The organism is Vibrio sp. 1F263 (assembly GCF_041439035.1).
Classification (GTDB): domain Bacteria; phylum Pseudomonadota; class Gammaproteobacteria; order Enterobacterales; family Vibrionaceae; genus Vibrio; species Vibrio tasmaniensis_A.
This window is the reverse complement of sequence record NZ_JBGONI010000016.1, coordinates 49,400-71,605: the sequence shown is the minus strand read 5'-3', so window position 1 is coordinate 71,605 and position 22,206 is coordinate 49,400. Positions and strand designations below refer to the sequence as shown.

Here is a 22,206-nt window from a genome sequence, read left to right as displayed (position 1 = left end):
AACGCCGTGGCAATCGACTTGACCTACTTAATTGACCAAGTTGGGGCTAGAGCTTTTCAACTTGTGGCAGGGGATATTCATTGTCGAGAACGGCTTGAGTTGGCTCATACAGGCGCATGTGAAGATAGAAGTCATCTTGAGGCGCGGGTAGCCAGTTACACGTCGGATCGGACGGTTTTACGTATTGAATGCATATTGGCAAGGTGCCGTCTTCTGCGTATTTCAGCTCATCTTTACGATTGGTTGAAATGGAGTAGCGTTGAATGAAGTTCTCAACCATGAACAGGTTTTTAGCGTCGTACATGGTCAAAGACCAAAAGGCGTCAGCGGGTGCATCGGCAGGCATGGTCATTCGATATTGATTGGATCCCGACAGTTGCTCGCCATTCGAGTCTGTGTATCGATTTGGGTAGAGTGCTCGCTCTGGTACATTCAAACCAGCCGCACGCATATTGATGCTCGCTCGGCTCAGGTAATCATTTCCGTAGCGGCCACCCTCGTACATCATCGACCAGCCATTATTGACATCGCCGATGCTTCGACCAGCGTATTGAATGATCTGTTGTGAAGACTCAATCGCGCGCATTAGCCCTTTTTTCTGTGCTGAGGTTAGCGCTTCAGGGTTAAAGGGGGTCGATCCTCCAATACCAATTTGTTGGAATTGATCAACGATGGCAGCATCTTCTGGAATCGGGTTTTTTCGTAGTTCACGGTCAATTAGCGAATACCACTCTAGCCCTTCAGGCCTCGCCATGGGTGGGATACGACCTGTCGAAGCTTTGAGCTCTACGATGTCATGCTCTGCGCCGAGTTGATCGAGTGGGTAGCTGAGGAATTTATCGTGAATAACCAGTGCGTCATTGAGGTCTTGTTCGCCAAACACGCCCGTTCGTTGAATCAACCAAACCATAGGAGTGCGAGATTCTACGACACGATCAATTCCCTCTGGTACTTCACCAGCCCATCCTTTGTTGACCAAAAGCACTTTTGAACCTTGGTCGCCTACATTCTTCACGTGCAGATCTTCAATCGAATCTGAGTAAGCATCCAATAGCTGAACAATGTAGTAACGGTTATCGGTGCGAGGAATATCAATCACCATTGGACCTGATAAATCCAGATCGTAGTGAGCTTGTGAGTAGAGCGTATCGTTGTTGACGGTCGGTACAATCCTATCCTGAGGTCCGGATAGAACGCGTGTTTTACCCATCTCATTCAATGGTGCCATAGCGTTGTCCATCGGCGCATTAACAGATGTGGTCGTTTGCCTAACCGCAGCCACGGTTAATGGACCCGTACCATAGATAAATGCTTGAACACCTAGATTGTAAGCGAGCTCTTCTTCAGGATTAATAGATTGTTGGGCAAGGGATGGCATCGCGATAATACTGGATAAAGAACACACTAAGCTGGTCAGTACACTTTTCTTATAGAGGAGCTTTCTCATGGAACACCTTAGATCGTAGGAACAGAATTAGGCATTTATCATATGAGCAAGTGAGATTAAGGAGTGTAATAGCCGATATTAAGGATGTTAATAGTCTAATTTTACCACTCAAGTATTTGTTTTAGTTAACATTATTTTAGGGTGGTGAAGCGACTCTACGACGTGTGCAGGTAGGGGGCGTGAGGCGCTATTGTTTGATTGATTTTCGGTTGATATGTTGGCAAAAAAGTACGGGAATCGATATGAACACATCTACTTATCCTTTTAGCTTATTCATTAAAGCAGAAGGGGCTCAGTGCAATCTGGATTGTAGCTACTGCTATTATCTCAATAGACAAGATGGCGATAAAAGATCGTCAATGTCTCTGGACATGATGGAGCAAATTGTCGTTGCTCATATCGACGCGCAGCCAATGAAAGATCAACAAGTGGATTTTATCTGGCACGGTGGCGAGCCTATGTTAAGAGGGCTCGATTTCTATGAAACGGCGATGAAAGCACAGGCAAGCAAAGCGACGAAAAAGCGCATCGTGAATACGATGCAGACCAACGGAACCATGATTAACGATCGCTGGGCGAGTTTCTTTGCTAAACATAATTTCATGATGGGCATCAGTATCGATGGCCCCAATATTCTGAATGACATCGCTCGGATCGACAAAAATGGCGAGTCGTCTTTTGAACGCACAATGCGTGGCATGTCTTATCTAAAGAAGCACAATGTTGATTTTAATACGTTAACGGTCGTGAACAATAAAACCTACAAACACGGTAAAACGATCTATCAGTTTTTGGTTGAAAATGGCAGTGGTTACATGCAGTTTCAGCCTTGTATCGATCATGAGTTAGACAGACGAACAGGGCACGACTGGTCGTTAACGGGCGAGCAATGGGGGCAATTTCTTTGTGACTTGTTTGATGTATGGAGCGTCAATGATGTCGGTAAAGTGTATATCCAGTTTTTTGAAAACTGTTTAATGGTGTTGATGGGTTACCAAAGCCAAATGTGCCATCACAGCGCGACTTGTGGACAGCAATTAATGGTTGAGCATGACGGCAATGTTTACAGTTGTGACCATTATGGGTATCAAGATCATCAATTGGGTACCATGAACAGTGATAAGCTTGCAACTATGGCGAGCTCACCAGAACAAATCGCGTTTGGCACCAACAAATATGAAGAGTTAAACAGCACTTGTCGACGTTGCGATTTTGTTGAACTCTGCCAAGGTGGTTGCCCTAAAAACAGAATAGAAACAACCGAAGATGGCAGTCCGATGAATCATTTGTGCCAAGGGTATGAGATGTTTTTTCGTCACGCATTACCCAAATTACTGCCTATGGTAGAAGCGATGAAAAAAGGGTATTCGCCAGCGTACTTTCCACTTTTCTAAATCATTTGGAGTAGGGCATGACCAAAGACCTAAACTTACTACGGCTCATTTTGGTGCTTAATGAAACTCGCCAAACGGTGAGTGCGGCCAAAGCCTTGAACGTAAGTCAGCCGACGATCAGTGTCATGCTTCGTAAGCTCAGAGAACAATTTGATGATGAGTTGTTTGTTCGAGATAAAGCAAGGCTTGAACCCACCCCGAAATGCTTGAAGCTTATCGAAACCTTGCCTCTGCTATTAGAGCAGCTAGATAACCTTTACATACCCAATGATGAGTGGGGCTTGGAAGATTTAAGAGGGGAGGTTCAAATCATGTTGCCTTCCCCGTTGTTGATCCCAGTGGGTGTGCCATTAATCAAAAAGCTGACCAAAGAAGCGCCGCAAGTGACGTTCCAATGCTCACCTTGGTTAGATAACGGCGTCCAGTCCCTAGAGACCAACCGAATGTGTTGGGGAGTAAGCTATCTTCCTATGGACGTCAATAAAACCCTGACTGAACGCCCAGTTGGTTTTGATAAGTTCATGTTGGTGCTAAGAGCTGACCACCCAATTCAAGGCAATTCCCTTGAGGACATTCTGAAATACCCACTCTGTATCAATATGATCCCTGGTTACATTCAGCCGTCCAAGACGGAAATGTTGATCAAAAAATACGACTTAGATAAACACATCGGGCTCAGAAGCAACAATATGAATTTGATGCTAGAAGTTGTTAAGGACAGCGACTTCATCTATGTGACATCGTCGAAATGCCGCTATTTGCTTGATCACTCTTATCGTTGTATCGATTTACCGCCGGAACTGTTGAAAGACACCTATCGTCGAGAATTGGCACTGTTTACTCATCAAGCAAACCGCAATAATCCGTTCACGGATTGGCTTCAAAAAGAAATCACGTCGATTATTCAATCCTAGCATCACGCTACTATTCCCTTTAAATAACTCCCCTTTCTAACGGCCACTATTAAGAATCGTAATAGTGGCTATCAAGCCATTTTTGGCGTCTTTCTTATACCATTTACCTCAACAATGGTTCGCTGAGACATGCACAATTTTCGTTGTGACTTCAGCGATTTACTCATAGTGAATGAGGGTTATAAATGTATAAGTCTTTTGTTAAATCCGCTCTGGCGCTTTCAGTACTGGCGAGCGTCAACGTACATGCAGCGAGCCAACCCAATGTGGTTGCCATCATGCTCGATGATGTGAGCCCAACGGATCTGTCAGCCTACCACCGTGGTTTAGGCGCGGTGGATACGCCGAACATTGATCGAATTGCCGAACGCGGCATGATGGTCAGCGATTACTACGCACAAGGCAGCTCTACTGCAGGTCGATCTGCCTTTATCACGGGGCAATATCCATTCCGAACAGGCTTAACGTCTGTCGGTCAGCCGGGCTCTTCACTTGGCCTTCAAAAAGAAGATCCAACCCTAGCCGAAATGTTGAAAGACAAAGGCTATGCGACCGTGCATGTCGGTAAAAGTCACTTAGGCGATAACAATAGTCACCTGCCAACGGTGCACGGCTTTGATGAATTCTTCGGTTTCCTTTACCACCTTAATGTTATGGAGATGCCTGAACAGCCGGAATTCCCAACAGACCCTAACTTCAGAGGTCGCCCTCGCAATGTTCTTCACACTGTTGCTACCGAGAGTGTGGACATGCAAGAAGACCCAAGATTTGGTGTGGTTGGAAAGCAAACGATTGAAGATAAAGGTCCTTTAGGTGCTAAACGCATGCAAACCGTTGATGGCGAATTTTTGGAGTTTGCTACAAATTGGCTTGATAGACATGAAGCGGAGAAAGACGAACAACCTTACTTCATGTGGTACAACCCGACTCGTATGCACCAAAAAACGCACGTACGTCCGGAATATCAAGGTGCGAGCCAAATCAACACCTACTACGATGGCTTGATCGAACTGGATGACCAGATCGGTGTGCTACTCGACAAGCTTGAAGATTTGGGCGAAATCGACAACACCATCATTCTCTTCACATCTGACAATGGCGTAAACCTAGATCACTGGCCTGATTCAGGCTCTGCCTCATTCAGAGGACAAAAAGGCACGACATGGGATGGCGGTTTCCGTGTGCCAATGTTGGTCAGCTGGCCAGATAAAATCCCTCAAGGTGAATACACCGATGGCTTCATGACATCTGAAGACTGGGTGCCAACCATTATGGCTGCAGTGGGTGAAGGCGACATTAAGCAAGAGTTGCTAGATGGAAAAGAGTTAAACGGCGAGCGTTACCAAGTCCACTTGGATGGTTATAACCAGCTGGATATGTTGACCAAAGGCGAGCCGAGTCAACGTCATGAGTTCTTCTTCTACAACGAGCAAGATTTGAATGCGTTCCGAGTTGATGATTGGAAAGTGCACCTAAAAACCAAAACGGAGTGGATTGCGCCTCCTGAAGAGTGGCCACTAGGGATGCTCATCAACATCAAGGCTGATCCTTACGAGCGTAGCCCTGATACTCGTGGTTGGTTCTTATGGATGAAAGAGAAGTCTTGGGTATTACCAAAGCTGCAAAAATCAGCGGCGGAATATCAGAAGTCACTCAAAGCGTTTCCACCAAGACAGAAAGCCGGTGGTATTGGTATGGCAGACAAATCAGTGGTTGCTGACTAACGCCAAATACGACTAATGCAAGGTGTGCTGTAACAAGCGCACCTTACTACCGGACAACAATATGAAGAAACCGTTACGTCTGCTCACGGGCACCTTTTCCAGTTTTACACTCTCTATCTTTACGTTTATCCCCTTTGCATTTTGTGTTTCCGCTCAAGAAGAACCTGCAAGTGACATGGCTGATCCAATGGCTGTTTATACGGGAGGTGAAATTATTGCGGGCAATAAAGGGCTTGGCGCTACCTTCCAGTTTGGCGTGAATCGTGGCGATTGGGGTGTGTTGGGTAAGCTGGAAGGCAAAAACAACTTTGAAAACTATCGAGCACGATTCTTCACACCCAATAAGAAAACGGGCACCGGCTTATTTGTTGATGCTGGACACGACTTCTCCAACGACGATCTAACATCGAACTACGCCTCTATTGGTGTGATGCAAGCATTCAAATTAAGCGACAAATTTAAACTCTATAGCGCCATAACGTACGGACAAATGTGGGAGGAGAATAATAAGTTTGAGGACACGTAAATCATCAGCAGTATCAACTATCTAAAGTACGATTTTGCTGACCAATTTTATCTTCTACTCGCCCCCCAATACACCTACGGATTAGATGGTGAGAACACTCGAGATTTCTCTGCTGAAATGCAACTGGGCTACAAGGTCGATATTGACAACATCATCATCTTTAGTGGTGATACTGACAACAACACTTGGATCACCTTCCGTACTCGTTTTTAGTTAGGACATTAAATGATGAAAAAAAACATACTTGCGACAGCACTGGCTTGTGCTTTCATGGTTGCACTTCCGTCTCCGGTACTCGCGAGCCAATCCGTGGACGCGACGAGCGTAGCTGTGGCAACAAAAACAGCAATGGAGATAAAGACGGAAACTCTCCCCGTTGAGATGGCGAGTTTAGCGTCGCTCAAAAAGGATAATCAGCTATTGGCCCAACTTGCCTACGAGTACGCGTACTCGATAGATGAAGCCTACAAATACTTTTACAAAACCGTCGTTGAGCTAGACTACCCTTTGAATCGATTCCAAAATATTCGAATACTTGCTGACGACACTTACACTGCGCATCCGACGATTAACAATGACACGTTACATTTGATGGGTTGGATGGACCTAGCGGCAGAGCCGGTCATCATTACGATTCCAGATCATGATGAAAATCGATACTGGTTGTTCCATACTATGAATATGCAGCACTTTACTGACTCGGCTTTTGGCTCTCCACAGCGAGGTACAAAAGGCGGCAGCTTCATGTATGCGGTTGAAGGATGGAAAGGTGAAGTCCCTGCGAGTGTCGACCAAGTCATCTATGTCGAGCATCCGCTGGTCAAGATGATGGGGCGAATCATGGACCTTGGCGGTGACGATTCTGCAACTGCTCAAAAGTTAATGGATCAATGGAATATTAGGACGTTGTCGGAATACTTAGGTCAGAAAGGGCCAGTTCCTATTGAGCGCGAGTATCCAGATCCTGAAGACTCTAATTGGGTCGAGCGAACCAATTTCATTCTGTCTGAAGGAACTATGAAGGCACATGACCAAAAGCTGCTTGAACTGTTTGAGTACATTGGCTTAGGAGATGTTGAATTAGGCAAAGCCAATCATCCATTTACGGCAGAGCAGCTTAGTATGATCGAATCTGGTCAAAAAGACGGACTGGAACGAATCATTAATGCGGGCTTTGATGATTCACGTGACGTATTAGGCACTCGCGATGAAATGACCAAGGTTCCAAGCTTTCAGCACGCCTACGGCACCTTAATGGGCCAATGGGGGCTGCCTGCAAAACACACTATGTACAGCGGTGACTTCTTCGATAGTGAAGGTGGTGCGCTCGACGGTAGTAAGTATGATTACACGGTGACCTTCGATGCGCCACCGATAGAAGAGGGTGGTTTTTGGTCATACACGGCCTACAGTGGTGAAACTCGATTGATGGAGAAAAACGACTTAAACCGTCATTCCCGTGGAGACAGAACGCTAACGCCTAATGCTGATGGCAGCTACACCATTTACATGAGTAGCGATGTAAAAGGGCATGAAGATGATCCTAACTTCTTACCTATCCCCGATCATCAATGGTATTCAGTGTTACGTATGTACACGCCCGGTGAAGAGGTAAGAACCGATAAATGGAAATCGACACCATTTACTAAGGTCAAAAAATCCACGATAAAGTGATGACTTAAATCGCCTGTTTAAGATTTTGTTTATAATCGATTAATACCAGCTGCTATGCCGCTGGCATTTTTTATTGAGCGAAACTTGCTTCGAAATAGGCACTAAATGCTCAGAACTGTAGAATAAAATAGGGCATACTGGACTGAATATATAAACCAAAGAAAGTAACCACGCGCATGAATCCAATCTGCCTCAACGACCCTTTTTCTCTTCCTAATGGTCAAGTGATTAAAAATCGCCTGTTCAAATCGGCAATGAGTGAACAGCTAGGTGATAAACACCATAACCCTAAGCAAGGTTTAGTCACGCTCTATCAGCGTTGGGCTCAAGGAGGAATTGGTCTATCCATGACGGGTAATGTGATGGTCGATAGGGGGGCGCTTGGTGAACCTAAAAACGTTGTGTTAGATGAGCACAGTGACTTAACCGTATTTCGTGAGTGGGCGAGTGCCGGAACACAGAATGGTTCGCAGATATGGATGCAACTGAATCACCCAGGTAAACAAATTCCTAAATTCTTATGCGATAGCCCGGTTGCCCCTTCCGCTATCTCTTTAGAGCGCGGATTAGAAAAAGGCTTCAATACGCCACGAGCTCTGACTGAGGCGGAAATAATCGCAATCATTGATAAATTCGCGCTGAGTGCAAAGCTTTCAAAACAAGAGGGTTTTACTGGTGTCCAGATTCACGGTGCCCATGGTTACCTTGTCAGTCAGTTTTTGTCTTCGAGACACAATCAACGCCAAGACAAATGGGGTGGCTCACTCGAAAACAGACTTCGTTTTGTGCTTGAGGTTTATCGTGCGATTCGAAAAGAGGTCGGTGACGATTTCCCTGTCGGGATTAAGCTCAACAGCGCCGACTTCATGAAAGGTGGCTTCACTGAAGAAGAGTCGATGCAGGTTGTGCAAACACTGAGTGATAACGGTATCGACCTGATTGAGATCTCTGGCGGCACCTATGAAAGTCCATCAATGATGGGTTCAAAGAGCAAAGCTGAATCAATCAAGTCCAGCACGGTAAAGCGTGAAGCGTATTTTATGGATTACATGGTGAAGGCGAGAAAGCTTGTGAGCACTCCGCTGGTGGTCACGGGTGGTTTTCGAACCGCGCAAGCAATGAATGAAGCATTAAACACCTCGGCGACCGATTTTATTGGTATTGCGCGCACAATGGCGGTTGATCCAGATTTCCCTAACAAGTTAATTGAAAACCCTAGCCACGGCATGCCGCTAGCGGTGCCAACTACAGGTAAACCCGCTTTAGACAAGATGGCGATGGTAGGGCTGGTTTGGTATGAACATCAGATGTGGCGCATCGCCTCTGGCAAGAATACCGACCCTAAACTTAGCGCATTAAGTGTGGTGGTAAAAACAATTCTCAGCGCCGGCTGGCACGCTTTCAAGAAGCGCAGAGCGTAAGCAGTCATGGATTGTTAAATCAGAACTTTAAGGAATTGAAGTTCTGCTTTTTTCTATGATGATTTATTGTTTAGTTTGTCTAGAGAGTAAGAAAGAGTTAAAGATCGTTAAGCGAATCAATCGTCAAATGAGCCATAATGAGAGAGATATTCGCTAAGTTAGCTTTTATCGCCAGACGGCTAAATATCTCCCTGACCAAACTTTAATGACAGGTAACTATGAAACAATTGGATCTCAATTTAATCCGCGTTTTTCTGGTTTTGCTAGAAACCAAAAATACTCGCATTGCTGGCAATAAATTGGCGCTGAGTCAGCCCGCAGTGAGTAAAGCACTAGGGCGATTGAGAGAATACTTTGATGACGAATTGTTTACTCGTGTCCATTCCGGTTTGAAGCCAACTCCACGTGCGTTAGAGCTTGGTGAACGGCTGCCAATGATCATGGAAAGCTTGGACGACGTGATTCTTGAAACCCCAAGCTTTGACCCTGCCGAGTATCAAGGCAACATCACGATTGCAATTAACGGTTTTATCTCGAACTGGCTTGGTGCGCGTTTATGCCTTGGTCTCATTCAAGAAGCGCCCAATGCTCAAGTCAATATTGTTAATTGGGGCTCTCAAACGCTGAAAAAATTGTTGGATGGCGAGATACAAGCAGCTATCAACTTTTCTCCAATCGACACGAATAAGCAGTTTACCCATCAGATTATCGGTGAGGATGACTTTGTCGGGTTGGTTAAAACCGGCCATCCATTAGCTGGCAAAGTGATTTCACAGCAAGAGATAGATGAAGCGGAATACGCGAGTTTGGTGATACCGGGGTGGAATGATATTCAGCCTTATATCGCCAAGCATTTGTCGACAGAGCAGCTTAAAGTGAAAGCAAGAAGCTCGTATTTGCACACGCTATTAGAGGTCATTAAACAAAGTGACATGATTCTACCGTGTTCCAAGCAGCTTGCTCTTTATCTTAATGAAGAGTTCGATTATCTCTCTTTTCCTGATTATGCACCGGAAGAGCTCAAAAAAATCGTGCTGGTGGAATCTCATAACAAGAGAATGCACCCGATGAATCAATGGCTTAAGCGAAAAATTATCACTACCTCCCAAACCATCATAAAAGAAAAGCAATAAGCCTCTCAAATGAGAGGCTAGGTTATTGTTAGTAGCTGTTATTGTTAGCAGCTGTTATTGCCAGTTAATTAACACTAATCACTCGCAACTCAGTCGTTATTCCCCGCTATTGAGCAGTGACCTGTGGGAAGTTGTGCATCTCACCTGATGCTACCGCTTCATCACTAGGACGGTATGCACGAACCGCAAAGTTCCAGCCATCATCGTTTACTTCAATTACGTTATTTGCAGCGTCACAAGTTTGCCCCTTTGGCGCAAAGTGGATCGTGTAAGAACCGTCTTTATTGGGTGTTGATGTCGTTGAATCAGCACTGTTGTTGTTCGTCATCAACCAGCCTTGGCTTGAATAGGCCGTAATTGACCAATAACCGCCTTCGTCATAACGTAATGAGGGTGCTTCAAACGTGATGTTTGCACATTCTGTTTTACCTGTGCCCGCTCGTGATGTATACACAGCATGCTCTGCCGGCATACCAGCCCAACCCACCGCAGTACCAATCATAAACTGCTTGTTATCTGATGTTGCTGTGATGTTTGGTGTGAAGGCTTCTTCTGTCTTGATGTCATTAACTAGCTTCTCCCATTTTGCTCGGACGTTATCTCGAGATGCATCATCCCAATCTGAAGCAGGTTCAAAAGGCTTAGCTGATTTCGCATTAATGACCGCCGCATCTTGCAGTCGATGCGCTTCATCTGCGCCAGCACTTGTTGCAGTTCGCATTAGTATGTAGATGTAGTCTGAACCTGCGATTTCTGAGTCGATGTAAATTTCTTCGCCACCATAAATGGCCATGTGGTTATCATGATTGTTATTGAAGATATGCATGATCTGGTACGCATCGCCTTTCGCCAGTTTGAATGTTGCGCCTTCTGAGACATCGACAACCGCGGTTGAATAGAGCAGGTCGGTGTTAGAGCGGATAATCATTTGGTTCTCTACCGTTACGTTTTCGCGATTATGCTCAAAAACATTAACCGGTTGATGCTCTAACTGTTGAGTGAAGTAAAGGTCGCTTTCTGCACGAGCGAAGTTTTCGTCGGTTACTTCAACTGCTGCCATTGTTTGCATTGATGTGATGGTAATCAGTGTTGCTAAAATGGTCTTTTTCATATCGTTTACCTTGAGGTCGTCATTAGGAGATGACACTAATGTATCGGTTTGGTGGTGATTCTAAAAATGAATTGATGTTATTTGTGTAATAACCAAAAGGAATCGGAAGGCTGGTTTTTGTGAAGCTTAGAGAGAGTTGTGACTGTTTTTTGTTCGTTTGGTGAAAGTTTTTTGCACAGAGACTGGTCGTTAGTTAATGAAGCGATGCTTTGTTCATTAACTAAGGCTTTATCGGCAGGTAAGGCTTTAGTTAATGACTGAGGTATCCGCGCTTTTAAGCACTATGCTTTAGTCATGACTAAAAGAGGATTAATTATGAAATGGCTTATCTTGTCTGTAACGCTATTGTTCGTGGCAGGATGCCAATCGACAGGCTCTGACACGTCTTCACATGATCAAATGAATCGAGTTCATTCTGGTGGTTGTAGCAGCTAATCCTTTTTTGAAAATACTTTTTAGCTGCTGTTATTATCATTTCTGTCACTGTTCTTATAAAGAACTCACTTCTACAAAGCCTTGCGATTACGTGAGGCTTTCTTCTATGTAAAACAACGCATCCCTGCCGATTTATGTTGTAAATTTGTGAATCTGAACTGTCTATATTCTAGGCTGTGTACTGGATCTCATTTGTGATTTGAGTCCCTTGCTAAGGTAAATAATGAATGTGTACTACCAATCACTTTACTTAACTTAAGAGGTTTCTATGCTAGGTGAAAATCACTCTCTTGTTCACGAATTTCCTGAAATGAAAGACAAAATTGCTGAGCTTGCTAAAACTGACGATGGCTTTGCAGCAGATATGAAGACATACGACAACCTTGATAAAGAGATTCGTAAACTAGAGCTGAAAGATTCACCCATTGATGACGGCTCGATGCACCAATTGAAACATGATCGTTCTGAGCTTAAAGATTTACTGCATGCTCGTTTAACGGGCTAGTGAGTTGGTAATTTTGCTGACTAGCTAAATGGCGAATTACAGACTTAGACAAAAACTCCTTCGGGAGTTTTTTTCGTTTTGGTTCAATCACTTCTTCACAATTCAACTGAGTTAATACGTTGTATTTAACCGAAGAGGGGGAATCATTCTTACCTCATGCTGAAGAAGTGTTATTGATCGTGGATGCTGTCAAATCGGGCGGTCGGTGTGGGTTGTGATTCTCCAATCGGAACGCAGCGAGTTAACGAACCTGCGTCTTTCTCGAACCAGTGACCCCCGCGCATTATTTCCACCTAGAAACCAAAGGCAATAGGTTCGGCACCCTCTCAAAACCAATCTACAACTGAGAAGGGGTGTTTCGTCATGACTTATATCTATTTTTTATTAATTGCCGCTATTAACCCTTTTGATGGGTGTTTATAGTGATACGCTAAAGGCAAGGTGATTCATATACTCCAAGTCATCCGGAGCTGTAAAGTGAGCCTGTTGACGGGCTCACCAAGGTGAAGGCATAAGAAAACAGGTTAACCGCCCAAGGACGCCATAGCATGAAAAATCACACCAGAAGAGTCATATCCACTGAAGAGCACGACAACACTTTCACCACCAATAACAGCCACAACAGGCACCTAAATAGCGGCCCCTCCGCAGCGTGGGCAGCGTTCAATAATGCACTACAAAGATGGTCCCTTATTATCATGGTGGTATCAGTCGTTGTCGCATGGCTTGGTACAGCCGTATTCACCAACGGCTCAGTCGGAAATATATTCCAAGGGTTTGGTGACGCACTAGCAACGAAGTATATGGAAAACCTGATCTACCTGCCCATCGGGTTATTCCTAGGCCTATTCGGCGGCGACACTATGTCGCTCACCGTTGTCACCATCATTATCGTGCTGATGAGCTTATACGCCCTTTGCCATGCAGTTCAAGGATGGGACATGGGAATACAATTCATCGAAACCATCGCCATTATATTCAGCTATGGATACGTAGCCGTCATATCAATCATTGGAAGCGCAACCTACATAAATGACCCCGCATACATGCTCAACGTATTTAGAGGAATGTTTTTTGTTGCAGTCCTCGTCGTATGCGCCCCGATTATTTTCAAAATGCTCACCGTGCTATGGGTCGTAGACAAAAGCAAAAACTAAGGAGAATCGCCAACATGAGCAATAAAATAGAACAAGCCATCAAGATTAATGGCAAGAAATACGGGTACTACTTAACCTTCGATAACGGTTTTTGTCTGGATTCCGGCTTTGACAAGGAAGTACTAGTAACGGAGCAAGACGGGAAAGTGACAGATGCAGAAACCACCGTTACCGACACTTACGTTGCCTGCCAACTCTCAAAGACCAAGAGAGGGGTCAACATCCCTCACAAGGTAAATGTCGACAAATACGCCCCACTAACCATTGTCACCATGACCGATAGCAATGACAAAAACAGCACAATCCTCGGTATTCACGATCATAAATCTCAAAAGTTCCACGCAGCCACTAATAACGACGCATTTAGAATGATATATAAGCAGGGCGCAGGCCGCACGCTCTGGAACTACTTATGGAAAGCCATTATGTATGGGTTCTGTCTATACCTAGGCTCTGCAATTGCCTTGATGTCACCCATCGGAAACTCATTCCTCCCAAGCGCACTACTCTACTGTGCCATCGCTTGTCTTATCGGCAATTTCATCGCAAATCTTATACCGGGGAAAGCAACCAACGAATATGCCAACGAGGCAATATTCAATCAAATCTTAGAAGCCGTGAAGAAAGAAAAATCTGCCGCGGTCGCCATTTTCAAACAAACGACCGAAACCAACATCAACAACATTGCTGCAATGATGAGCGGCCAATCCTCGAATGGCGAGGCCAACACGCCAAGCCAAGCAACCCAAACCCCACCAGCTCCCAAACCAAAAAGCGTTGCAGATATGATGCGCGAAGAACTCAACATTAAAGGGTAGATACAATGGAAAAATTCACATTCACCTTCGAAAAGAAAACCATCGAATTGTTCTATGAATCAGGGATCGTTAAATCAGACTCAATTCAAACATCAGAGAGCACGAGTATCGTCAATAACGAATTGGTCACCAACACCTCGACGAGTGGCGAACTGTTCATTATGAATTTCAACAATGAAGTCGTTAGCATCCCCGTAAATACCGACAATAACATTGGCATTGGAAGCATCGCTTCAATCATTTACGTATCACCAGATAGCGGTAAAACATTACGACCATTCTGCATATACGATCATGAACGCGACGTGGTAAGAGTGTTCGATAAAGACGGACACATGAAGCACTACCGCACGATGATTGGACAAACAGGCTTCTCAAGCTTAATTTGGTCAAAACTTACAACAGTACTAAACTACGCTCTTACCATCATAATCGGCGGACTCTTAACAACAGTGTTAGGTTTAGCCGTAGGAGGAGGACCAGGCGCCATCTTGGGTGTACTGGCCGCATTCCCTATCCTCTACCTAGTAGGAAAATTCGTGGTGGCACCAATATTTAAACGAATCCCAGGCTCATCACTCAAACTGCTCATGTTTTCGGATGGCTTAGAAAAGGAAATCCGCAAAGGCCTGTTCGAGATAAACCAGAAAGCCAAAAAGGTTAGAGCTGCGCTAGCTTAAACCATTTACGATATAGCCTATGAGCTCTCCGAATTGGAGAGTTTTTTGATCTAATACCCTACCGATTTATATCGGAAACACCATCAAACCCAACCCGATAGGTAAATCACCCATATGGGCGTTTGCACCTTACCTGCATTTTTAGGCGTTACCCTGGGTTAAAAGTCGATCTCAGGCTATCAGATTCGATGGTGGATGTTGTTGAGGGTGGCTTTGATATCGCGATTCGTATCTCGGAGCTGAAAGACTCGACACTGATTGCCCGAAAACTTGCGACAGACAAACGTATTGTGTGTGCATCGCCTGATTCCTTAATCAAATATGGTAAGCCAGCTACACCTCGAGATCTTAATGATCATCAGTGTATTAGCTTAATTGGTTTAGAAAACTGGACCTTCAATACTGAAAGCGGGCCTAAGACGATTAAGGCATCTGGGTCGTTCAGGGCAGATAACGGAGAAGCACTGCGTGACGCAGCTTCAGGTGGTATGGGTATCACGGTGACGTCGAATTGGTGCGCCTATGAGCAACTGAAAAGCGGTCAGCTGGTTCAAATATTAGAAGATTACCCATTAACCTCAGAACCTGCGATTTGGGCTGTGTACCCAAGCACAAGGTTACTTGCGCCAAAGGTGAGAGTCTTCATTGACTACTTCTCTGAGTATTATGGCAACCCGCCGTATTGGGAACAAACGTAGAGACAAACGTTGTACGAAAAAGCCCTACGTGACTAAGTTATGCGTTCGTCACGTAGGGCTTTTTCTTGGAATCAGAAAATCACTTGAGCATAGCTGTCATTAAGAAAGCGTTGCTTTGATGATCTCTTCAATTTTAGCGACAACTTGCTGTGATTTATCACCGTATATCGCATCTGGGTGTGGGTTCGCAAACGTGTTGTTGTCGTTATCAAAGTATTGACCACCTGCTTGTGCGAACTCATCAGACAATGATGCGCGAACTAGAATATCAGAACCGATGCTTAGGTCGCCGCCTGCAATGCCGTAAGCGTCTTTCACCATTTTACTGCCTAGTAACGAAGCTGGGTTGACCGCAACCACCATTGGCCCTGTAGAACCTAACTCTTTTGCCATTTCACGAGTCCACATAGTGATCGCAAGCTTGCTTTGTGCGTAAGCGTCACCATCAGACATTGGCTTCTTGCCTTCTAGCGCTTCGATGTTCACTGCTGCTTGCGCCGCTGAAGATAGGTTAACCACTCGGCTAGATGCACCGAGTACAGGTAGCAGACGTTTAGTCAGACGGTATGGTGAAATGGTATTCACAACAAAACGAACATCTAAACCGTCTTTAGTGATTGGGTTCGGGGTGTTGAACACACCTGCGTTGTTAATCAGTACATCAATCTTATCGTGCTCAGCAATTATTTCGTCCGCCAACGCATCCACATCAGCCAGAACAGACAAGTCTGCCACGTAACTTTGAATTTTCGCTTCAGCAGAGATAGCCACAAGTTGCTGCTCTACGTTTTTGAGTTTGCTTGGGTTACGTCCATGCAATAAAACGTGGTGACCTTGTTGAACAAGTACTTTTGCCGTTTCGAAGCCGATACCATCGGTAGAGCCTGTGATCAGAATAACTTTTTGCATGGAATAGATTCCTTATTAAAGCGCTGACATAGTGAGCGTTTTTAAATGTGTCGTTTCGTTGAGATAAAGAATAGCAACCTTTTATGAAGTTGATAATCGACCGGATTAATAAAACACTATTTAGTTTTTGTTGAAAATGGGGGAGTGAACAAAGCCTCAGTCCGTGCGAAGGAGACGATCAATCGAGAGATTTATCTGATCGAGTTCTTAGGCCGGAATAGCAGGCAATAAAAAAGCTTAGCGCGGGGGACGCTAAGCTTCATTGTTAAGTATGTTCTTGAACCATGTTTAGGCTGGTGAGGTTAGCCTACCTGAGAAAAGCTCACTACCTTGCTTTGTAGCTTCTCTTTCAGGTAATCCGTCACCGCTTGCTGCTCGGATTCGCTCATGTACAGGCCAAGTTTGGTTCTGCGCCACAAGATGTCTTCGTCAGTCATCGCCATCTCTTCATTGATCAAGTAATCGATTTCAACTTGATAAACGCCATACGCCTTGCTTGAGAACTGGATGCCAAGGTCAGCTTCGCTATTTGCGCCTTCCAGTAGCTTCCAAGTGTAAGTACCGAATTGAGTCACGTAGCGAAGCAATAGCGCGTCAGATGCCCAAGGGTATTTAGTGTGGATCATCTTCGCAAGCTGCTCTCTGCTGCAACTAAAGTTACCGCCTGGAAGCGTGTCGTTCGCTGTCCATGGTGCGCCCATGTTGGTTAGGTGTGGCTCAAGCTTCTTAAGTGCCGCTTCGCCGAGCTTACGATAAGTGGTCAACTTGCCACCGAAGATCGAAAGCAGTGGTGCTTGATCGAGCTCTGCGTCCAATTCCAATGTGTAGTCTCGAGTGATCGCTTGTGGTGAATCTGATTCGTCGTCACAAAGCGGTCTTACGCCACTGTATGTCCAAACCACGTCTTCACGGCCAAGCTGTTTAACAAAGTGCTGGTTAACGATATCAATCAAGTAATCCACTTCGACATCATCAATTGCGACGTTACGCGGGTCGCCTTTGTATTCAAGGTCGGTGGTACCGATGATCGAGAACTTATCTAGGTAAGGGATCATGAACACAATACGATTGTCTTTGTTTTGCAGAATGTACGCTTGTGGTTCGTCATGAATGCGTGGCACAACAATGTGCGAGCCTTTGATCAGACGAATATTACGAGGCGAAGCCTGCTCTAATCCATCATCAAAGAATTGCTTAACCCAAGGACCGGCTGCGTTAACCAGCGCTTTCGCTTTACGTTCAAAACGTTGGTTTGTCATCACATCAAGGATCGTCACATGCCAAATACCACCTTCACGGTGCGCTTTTTCAACACGGCAGTAGTTACGTACTTCTGCGTTGTTCTCTTTTGCTGCCAACACGTTAAGCAATACCATACGCGCATCATCAACCCAGCAATCTGAGTATTCGAAGCCCGTCTTCATTTCTGGTTTCAGTAGGCCTGATTTCGCTAGGTTGACTGTCTTACTTCCCGGAAGAGTGGTGCGCTTACCCAAGTTATCGTAAAGGAATAGGCCACAGCGGATCATCCAAGCCGGGCGTAAAAATGGTCGATGAGGTAAACGGAAACGCATTGGTTGAGCAACATGAGGCGCTTTTCTTAACAAGACTTCACGTTCCGCGAGTGCTTCCGAAACCAAACGAAATTCGTAATGTTCAAGATAGCGTAGGCCACCGTGGATAAGCTTTGAGCTGGCAGAAGACGTTGCGGATGCGAAATCATTTGCTTCGTATAAGCCAACGTTTAGACCACGACCTGATGCGTCTGCCGCGATGCCTGCACCGTTGATGCCGCCGCCAATCACGATCAAGTCTAAAGTGGAAGATGTACTGTTGTTTGAATTATTTTGTTGAGCACTCATGGTTTTGACCTCTTTCTGAGCGAACGAGCATTTTAGAACATAATTGAATCCTATATGAACTTTCGTTTGCGGTCATTTATTATTTTCGTTTATGCGCGTTTTATGTGATTTGGGCATAAAAAAACCTCTGCTTATGAAAGCAGAGGTTCAAATAAGACTAATTCGAGCATAGAAGCGACAGTGACAGCGAGCAAGTTTTACTTTATTAACTTTTCTATAAAGAATCGTGAATCATTTAAGAAAGTGGCGTCACTGAGCTCTTATGTTTAGTTATTCGCTCATAGGACGAGCGGTATCGATCACTTCTAATGGTATTGCGGAATCTTTAAGGATGTTGAGAATCTCTTCTGGTGGCTGCTTATTAGTAAACACCATGTGGGCTTGAGAGATATTACCGAGCTTAACCATCGCGTTACGGCCAAACTTAGTGTGGTCGACGGCTAAGAAGATGCTGCGACTGTTTTCGATGATGGCTTGTTTTACACGAACTTCGTGGTAATCAAAGTCGAGCAGTGAGCCATCAAAGTCGATGCCGCTGATACCTAAGATGCCGAAATCGAGGCGGAACTGCTTTACAAAATCGAGTGTCGCTTCGCCAACAATACCGCCATCACGGTTTCGTACTTCGCCACCGGCCAAGATAACCTTGATCTCTGGGTTAGGCAGAAGGATGCTGGCAACATTGATGTTGTTGGTGACGACTCTTAGTTGTTTGTGGTTTTTGTTGAGGGCGCGTGCTACCGATTCTGGCGTGGTACCGATATCAACGAATAGGGTTGCACCATCTGGGATGTGCTTAACTAGTTCGTCGGCGATCACGTCTTTTTCGTTGAAGTTAAGCGCTTTACGCGTGTTATACGAGGTATTTTCCGAGCTTAAAGGAATGGTTGCACCACCATGATAGCGACGAATTTTGTTGCTATCGGCAAGTTCATTGAGGTCTCGTCTGATGGTTTGTGGGCTGACATCGAACTTTTCAACGAGCTCTTCGGTACTCACATATCCTTGTGTTTTTACCAGATCTACAATCTGCTGGTGTCTTGGTATCTGCTTCACTTAACTTACCACTCCCTGCGCGCAAAGGGCTCTAGCGCGTCAAAATCGAAAATATAAACTCACGCTATTGTGCTCGAATTGATGAAAAGAGAGAAGTAATGATGGTAAGGAATCATGTCTAAACCGCAAAAACGCTGCGCAAAACGCGGAATTTGAGCCTGAAACGCAAAAAAGAGCACAAAATAGTGCTCTTTTTAGTTTCGTTTGCTGAGGTTCGAACAATCTAGTCGATTAGATTACTCGAGTTCCTAGAGCAGCGGCTAATGATTAACGATTAGCTGAGTACTTCAGTATCACTCGTTGTCATCGTCATCGTGTAGCTCAGACCAAACCTGTGCACACTTGATAGCACGTTTCCAACCTTTGTAACGGCGGTTACGCTTCTCTTCGTCGTGGTGCGGCATGAAGGTGCGGTCAAGAACGGCTTTGTCTTGAAGCTCATCAATACTGTCCCAGAAACCAACCGCTAGGCCAGCAAGGTAAGCGGCACCCAGAGCGGTTACTTCCGTTACTTCAGGGCGGTGAACTTCAGTATCCAGCACGTCTGATTGGAATTGCATTAGGAAGTTATTCGCTACTGCGCCGCCATCAACACGTAGTTTCGCTAGCTTGATGCCTGAGTCAGCTTGCATCGCGTCTAGTACGTCACGCGTTTGGTAAGCAATACCTTCCAACGTTGCACGGATGATGTGGTTAGAGTTAACACCACGAGTCAGGCCAACAATCGTACCGCGAGCGTAAGCATCCCAGTATGGTGCGCCTAAACCAGTAAACGCAGGGACTACGTAAACGCCGTTTGAAGAATCCACTTTCGTTGCGAAGTACTCAGAGTCTTCTGCGCCAGCCAATAGCTTCATTTCATCACGTAGCCATTGGATTGATGCGCCACCCATGAATACTGCACCTTCAAGTGCGTATGCAGGTTCGCCTTTAGGGCCACATGCTAGCGTTGTTAGTAGACCATTCTTCGATGTTACTTTCTCTTGGCCTGTGTTCATTAGAAGGAAACAACCCGTGCCGTAAGTATTCTTAGCTTGGCCTGCTTCTACACACATTTGACCGTAAAGTGCAGCTTGTTGGTCACCTGCAATACCCGCGATTGGGATACGAGTACCGCCTTTACCACCAAGGTTCGTTTGACCGTAAACCTCAGAAGAGCGCTTCACTTCAGGCATCATGATTGCGGGAATGCCCATTTCATCAAGTAGCTTCTGATCCCAGCATAGGTCGTTGATGTTGAACAACATAGTACGTGACGCGTTGGTGTAATCCGTAACGTGTACACGTCCTTGAGTCATTTTCCAAACCAACCAAGTATCAACGGTACCGAACAGTAATTTGCCAGCTTCAGCGTCTTCGCGAGCGCCTTCAACGTTGTCTAGAATCCATTTTACTTTGGTACCTGAGAAATACGGGTCAAGGACTAAGCCTGTATTGTCACGTACGTAGTCTTCTAGTCCACGAGCTTTTAGGTCTTCACAGATGTCTGCAGTACGGCGACACTGCCATACGATTGCGTTATAAACAGGCTTGCCTGTCTCTTTGTTCCAAACAATGGTGGTTTCACGTTGGTTCGTGATACCAATGCCCGCTAGCTCATCGCTGCGGATGCCTGCTTTAGCAAGAGCTTCAACCAATGTAGAGCTTTGAGTCGCCCAGATTTCCATTGGATCATGCTCAACCCAACCCGCTTTCGGGTAAATCTGAGTGAATTCTCGTTGAGAAGAACTAACGATGTTTGCATCGTGGTCGAGGATTACAGCGCGAGAACTTGTGGTGCCTTGGTCTAGGGCAACAATGTATTTTTGCTCGGTCATGGTAAGAATCCTTTTTCTTTCGTTATTTATATTTTAGTAAATGTAAGGTCGCTTAGGGATTAAGCTTGAGCTTGTTCAGCTTCTTCTTCTGTTTCACATTGGTTTGGAATTGTGCAGCCTTGGCCTTCTACTGGTAGGTAAGCACCGATAACACGTGGGTACAACCAACCACCAAAACACGCACCAGCAATTGGAGCAAGAATTGGAACGATGAAGTAAGGAATATCACGTGCACCGCTTAGTGCGAAATCCCAACCTGCAAAGTAAGCGAACAGTTTTGGTCCGAAGTCACGAGCAGGGTTCATTGCAAAGCCCGTCAGTGGACCTAAAGAACCACCGATAACCGCGATAAGAATACCGATCAGTAGAGGGTTCATTGCACCGCGAGATGCGCCGTTGTTCTCATCACCTAACGCTAAAATGGCAAACATCAACACTGCAGTAATCACGAATTCCACAGCAAAAGCGCCGAAGAAAGAAAGTGAAGCATGTGGGTAAGTCGAGAAGATACCAGCAGTTGATAGTGCGTCTTGGCTGCTACGAACAAAGTTATGTGCGATTTCGTAGTCAGTAAATAGGTTGCTGTACAGGCTGTAAACCAATGCTGCAGAGCAGAAAGCGCCAAGCAGTTGCGAAATGATGTAAGGCACCACTTTCGCTTTATCAAAACCATGGAACATGGCCAGTGCAATCGTTACGGCTGGGTTGATGTGTGCGCCTGAAACGCCGGCAGTACAGTAAATTGCAATCGCAACACCGAAGCCCCAGATGATGCTGATTTCCCATTGTCCGAATGTCGCACCAGTTAATACCAGAGCGGCCACACAGCCAACGCCGAAGAATATGAGTAATCCTGTACCGATAAATTCAGCCAAGCATTGCCCAAATAAAGAAGGGTGTTTGTTTGTTGTCATGTTCGAGTCCT

Annotated in this window: 18 protein-coding genes and 2 pseudogenes; 13 read left to right on the top strand and 7 right to left on the bottom strand. The window is 45.3% G+C overall.

The features are described 5' to 3' along the window. Nucleotides 1-46: 46 nt before the first annotated feature. Entirely contained in the window at nucleotides 47-1,447 is a 1,401-nt protein-coding gene (locus ACED25_RS12220; RefSeq protein ID WP_371695377.1) for a DUF1254 domain-containing protein, read from the bottom strand. 242 nt (nucleotides 1,448-1,689) lie between these two features. Between ACED25_RS12220 and ACED25_RS12215 the strand changes: the two genes are divergently transcribed. The 7 genes from ACED25_RS12215 to ACED25_RS12185 all read left to right on the top strand — a co-directional run bounded on the left by ACED25_RS12215 (nucleotide 1,690) and on the right by ACED25_RS12185 (nucleotide 10,233). Next, nucleotides 1,690-2,841: an anaerobic sulfatase maturase gene (locus ACED25_RS12215; RefSeq protein WP_371695376.1), complete on the top strand. Its 1,152-nt coding sequence runs from the start codon at nucleotides 1,690-1,692 to the stop codon at nucleotides 2,839-2,841. Between the two features lie 17 nt (nucleotides 2,842-2,858). Beyond that, on the top strand, nucleotides 2,859-3,755 hold the full coding sequence (locus ACED25_RS12210) for a LysR family transcriptional regulator (RefSeq protein WP_048614421.1): 897 nt from the start codon (nucleotides 2,859-2,861) through the stop codon (nucleotides 3,753-3,755). Nucleotides 3,756-3,940: 185 nt separating this feature from the next. Continuing rightward, entirely contained in the window at nucleotides 3,941-5,479 is a 1,539-nt protein-coding gene (locus ACED25_RS12205; protein ID WP_048669076.1) for a sulfatase-like hydrolase/transferase, read from the top strand. A gap of 61 nt (nucleotides 5,480-5,540) precedes the next feature. Beyond that, nucleotides 5,541-6,005: a hypothetical protein gene (locus tag ACED25_RS12200; RefSeq protein ID WP_371695375.1), complete on the top strand. Its 465-nt coding sequence runs from the start codon at nucleotides 5,541-5,543 to the stop codon at nucleotides 6,003-6,005. A gap of 225 nt (nucleotides 6,006-6,230) precedes the next feature. Beyond that, nucleotides 6,231-7,679 (top strand): DUF1254 domain-containing protein, encoded by a 1,449-nt coding sequence (locus ACED25_RS12195; protein ID WP_371695374.1) that lies wholly within the window; start codon nucleotides 6,231-6,233, stop codon nucleotides 7,677-7,679. A 176-nt stretch (nucleotides 7,680-7,855) separates the two neighbouring features. Beyond that, on the top strand, nucleotides 7,856-9,100 hold the full coding sequence (locus tag ACED25_RS12190; RefSeq protein WP_371695373.1) for an NADH:flavin oxidoreductase/NADH oxidase family protein: 1,245 nt from the start codon (nucleotides 7,856-7,858) through the stop codon (nucleotides 9,098-9,100). A gap of 218 nt (nucleotides 9,101-9,318) precedes the next feature. Beyond that, nucleotides 9,319-10,233 carry a LysR family transcriptional regulator gene (locus ACED25_RS12185; RefSeq protein WP_017096308.1) on the top strand — a complete coding sequence of 305 codons (915 nt, stop codon included), beginning with the start codon at nucleotides 9,319-9,321 and terminating at the stop codon, nucleotides 10,231-10,233. 106 nt (nucleotides 10,234-10,339) lie between these two features. On the opposite strand, the gene ACED25_RS12180 is transcribed toward ACED25_RS12185, so the two are convergent. After that, nucleotides 10,340-11,380, bottom strand: coding sequence for a DUF1214 domain-containing protein (locus ACED25_RS12180; protein WP_017096307.1), 1,041 nt, complete (start codon nucleotides 11,378-11,380; stop codon nucleotides 10,340-10,342). A 667-nt stretch (nucleotides 11,381-12,047) separates the two neighbouring features. Between ACED25_RS12180 and ACED25_RS12175 the strand changes: the two genes are divergently transcribed. From ACED25_RS12175 to ACED25_RS12150, 6 genes and pseudogenes are all read left to right on the top strand, one after another. Then, a complete protein-coding gene (locus tag ACED25_RS12175) occupies nucleotides 12,048-12,284 on the top strand; it encodes a YdcH family protein (protein ID WP_017060944.1) in 237 nt (78 codons plus the stop codon). Nucleotides 12,285-12,409: 125 nt separating this feature from the next. Then, nucleotides 12,410-12,545: pseudogene (locus ACED25_RS12170) on the top strand (LysR family transcriptional regulator); the annotation flags it as partial. A gap of 287 nt (nucleotides 12,546-12,832) precedes the next feature. Beyond that, the gene (locus ACED25_RS12165) at nucleotides 12,833-13,441 is read left to right on the top strand and encodes a hypothetical protein (RefSeq protein ID WP_371695372.1); all 609 of its coding nucleotides are present in this window, start codon (nucleotides 12,833-12,835) and stop codon (nucleotides 13,439-13,441) included. A gap of 14 nt (nucleotides 13,442-13,455) precedes the next feature. Continuing rightward, nucleotides 13,456-14,259, top strand: a complete 804-nt coding sequence (locus tag ACED25_RS12160) for a hypothetical protein (RefSeq protein WP_371695371.1) — start codon at nucleotides 13,456-13,458, stop codon at nucleotides 14,257-14,259. A 5-nt stretch (nucleotides 14,260-14,264) separates the two neighbouring features. Beyond that, nucleotides 14,265-14,939, top strand: a complete 675-nt coding sequence (locus tag ACED25_RS12155; RefSeq protein ID WP_371695370.1) for a hypothetical protein — start codon at nucleotides 14,265-14,267, stop codon at nucleotides 14,937-14,939. A 113-nt stretch (nucleotides 14,940-15,052) separates the two neighbouring features. Continuing rightward, nucleotides 15,053-15,637: pseudogene (locus ACED25_RS12150) on the top strand (substrate binding domain-containing protein); the annotation flags it as partial. A 99-nt stretch (nucleotides 15,638-15,736) separates the two neighbouring features. Here ACED25_RS12150 and ACED25_RS12145 read toward each other — a convergent pair. The 5 genes from ACED25_RS12145 to ACED25_RS12125 all read right to left on the bottom strand — a co-directional run bounded on the left by ACED25_RS12145 (nucleotide 15,737) and on the right by ACED25_RS12125 (nucleotide 22,195). Continuing rightward, nucleotides 15,737-16,546: an SDR family NAD(P)-dependent oxidoreductase gene (locus ACED25_RS12145; RefSeq protein ID WP_371695369.1), complete on the bottom strand. Its 810-nt coding sequence runs from the start codon at nucleotides 16,544-16,546 to the stop codon at nucleotides 15,737-15,739. A gap of 302 nt (nucleotides 16,547-16,848) precedes the next feature. Further along, entirely contained in the window at nucleotides 16,849-18,408 is a 1,560-nt protein-coding gene (gene glpD, locus ACED25_RS12140) for a glycerol-3-phosphate dehydrogenase (protein WP_059017645.1), read from the bottom strand. 270 nt (nucleotides 18,409-18,678) lie between these two features. Then, nucleotides 18,679-19,464 carry a DeoR/GlpR family transcriptional regulator gene (locus ACED25_RS12135; protein WP_017096306.1) on the bottom strand — a complete coding sequence of 262 codons (786 nt, stop codon included), beginning with the start codon at nucleotides 19,462-19,464 and terminating at the stop codon, nucleotides 18,679-18,681. A gap of 293 nt (nucleotides 19,465-19,757) precedes the next feature. Next, on the bottom strand, nucleotides 19,758-21,281 hold the full coding sequence (gene glpK, locus ACED25_RS12130) for a glycerol kinase GlpK (RefSeq protein WP_004732235.1): 1,524 nt from the start codon (nucleotides 21,279-21,281) through the stop codon (nucleotides 19,758-19,760). Nucleotides 21,282-21,340: 59 nt separating this feature from the next. Beyond that, nucleotides 21,341-22,195 (bottom strand): MIP/aquaporin family protein, encoded by an 855-nt coding sequence (locus ACED25_RS12125; protein ID WP_004732234.1) that lies wholly within the window; start codon nucleotides 22,193-22,195, stop codon nucleotides 21,341-21,343. Nucleotides 22,196-22,206: the final 11 nt, after the last annotated feature.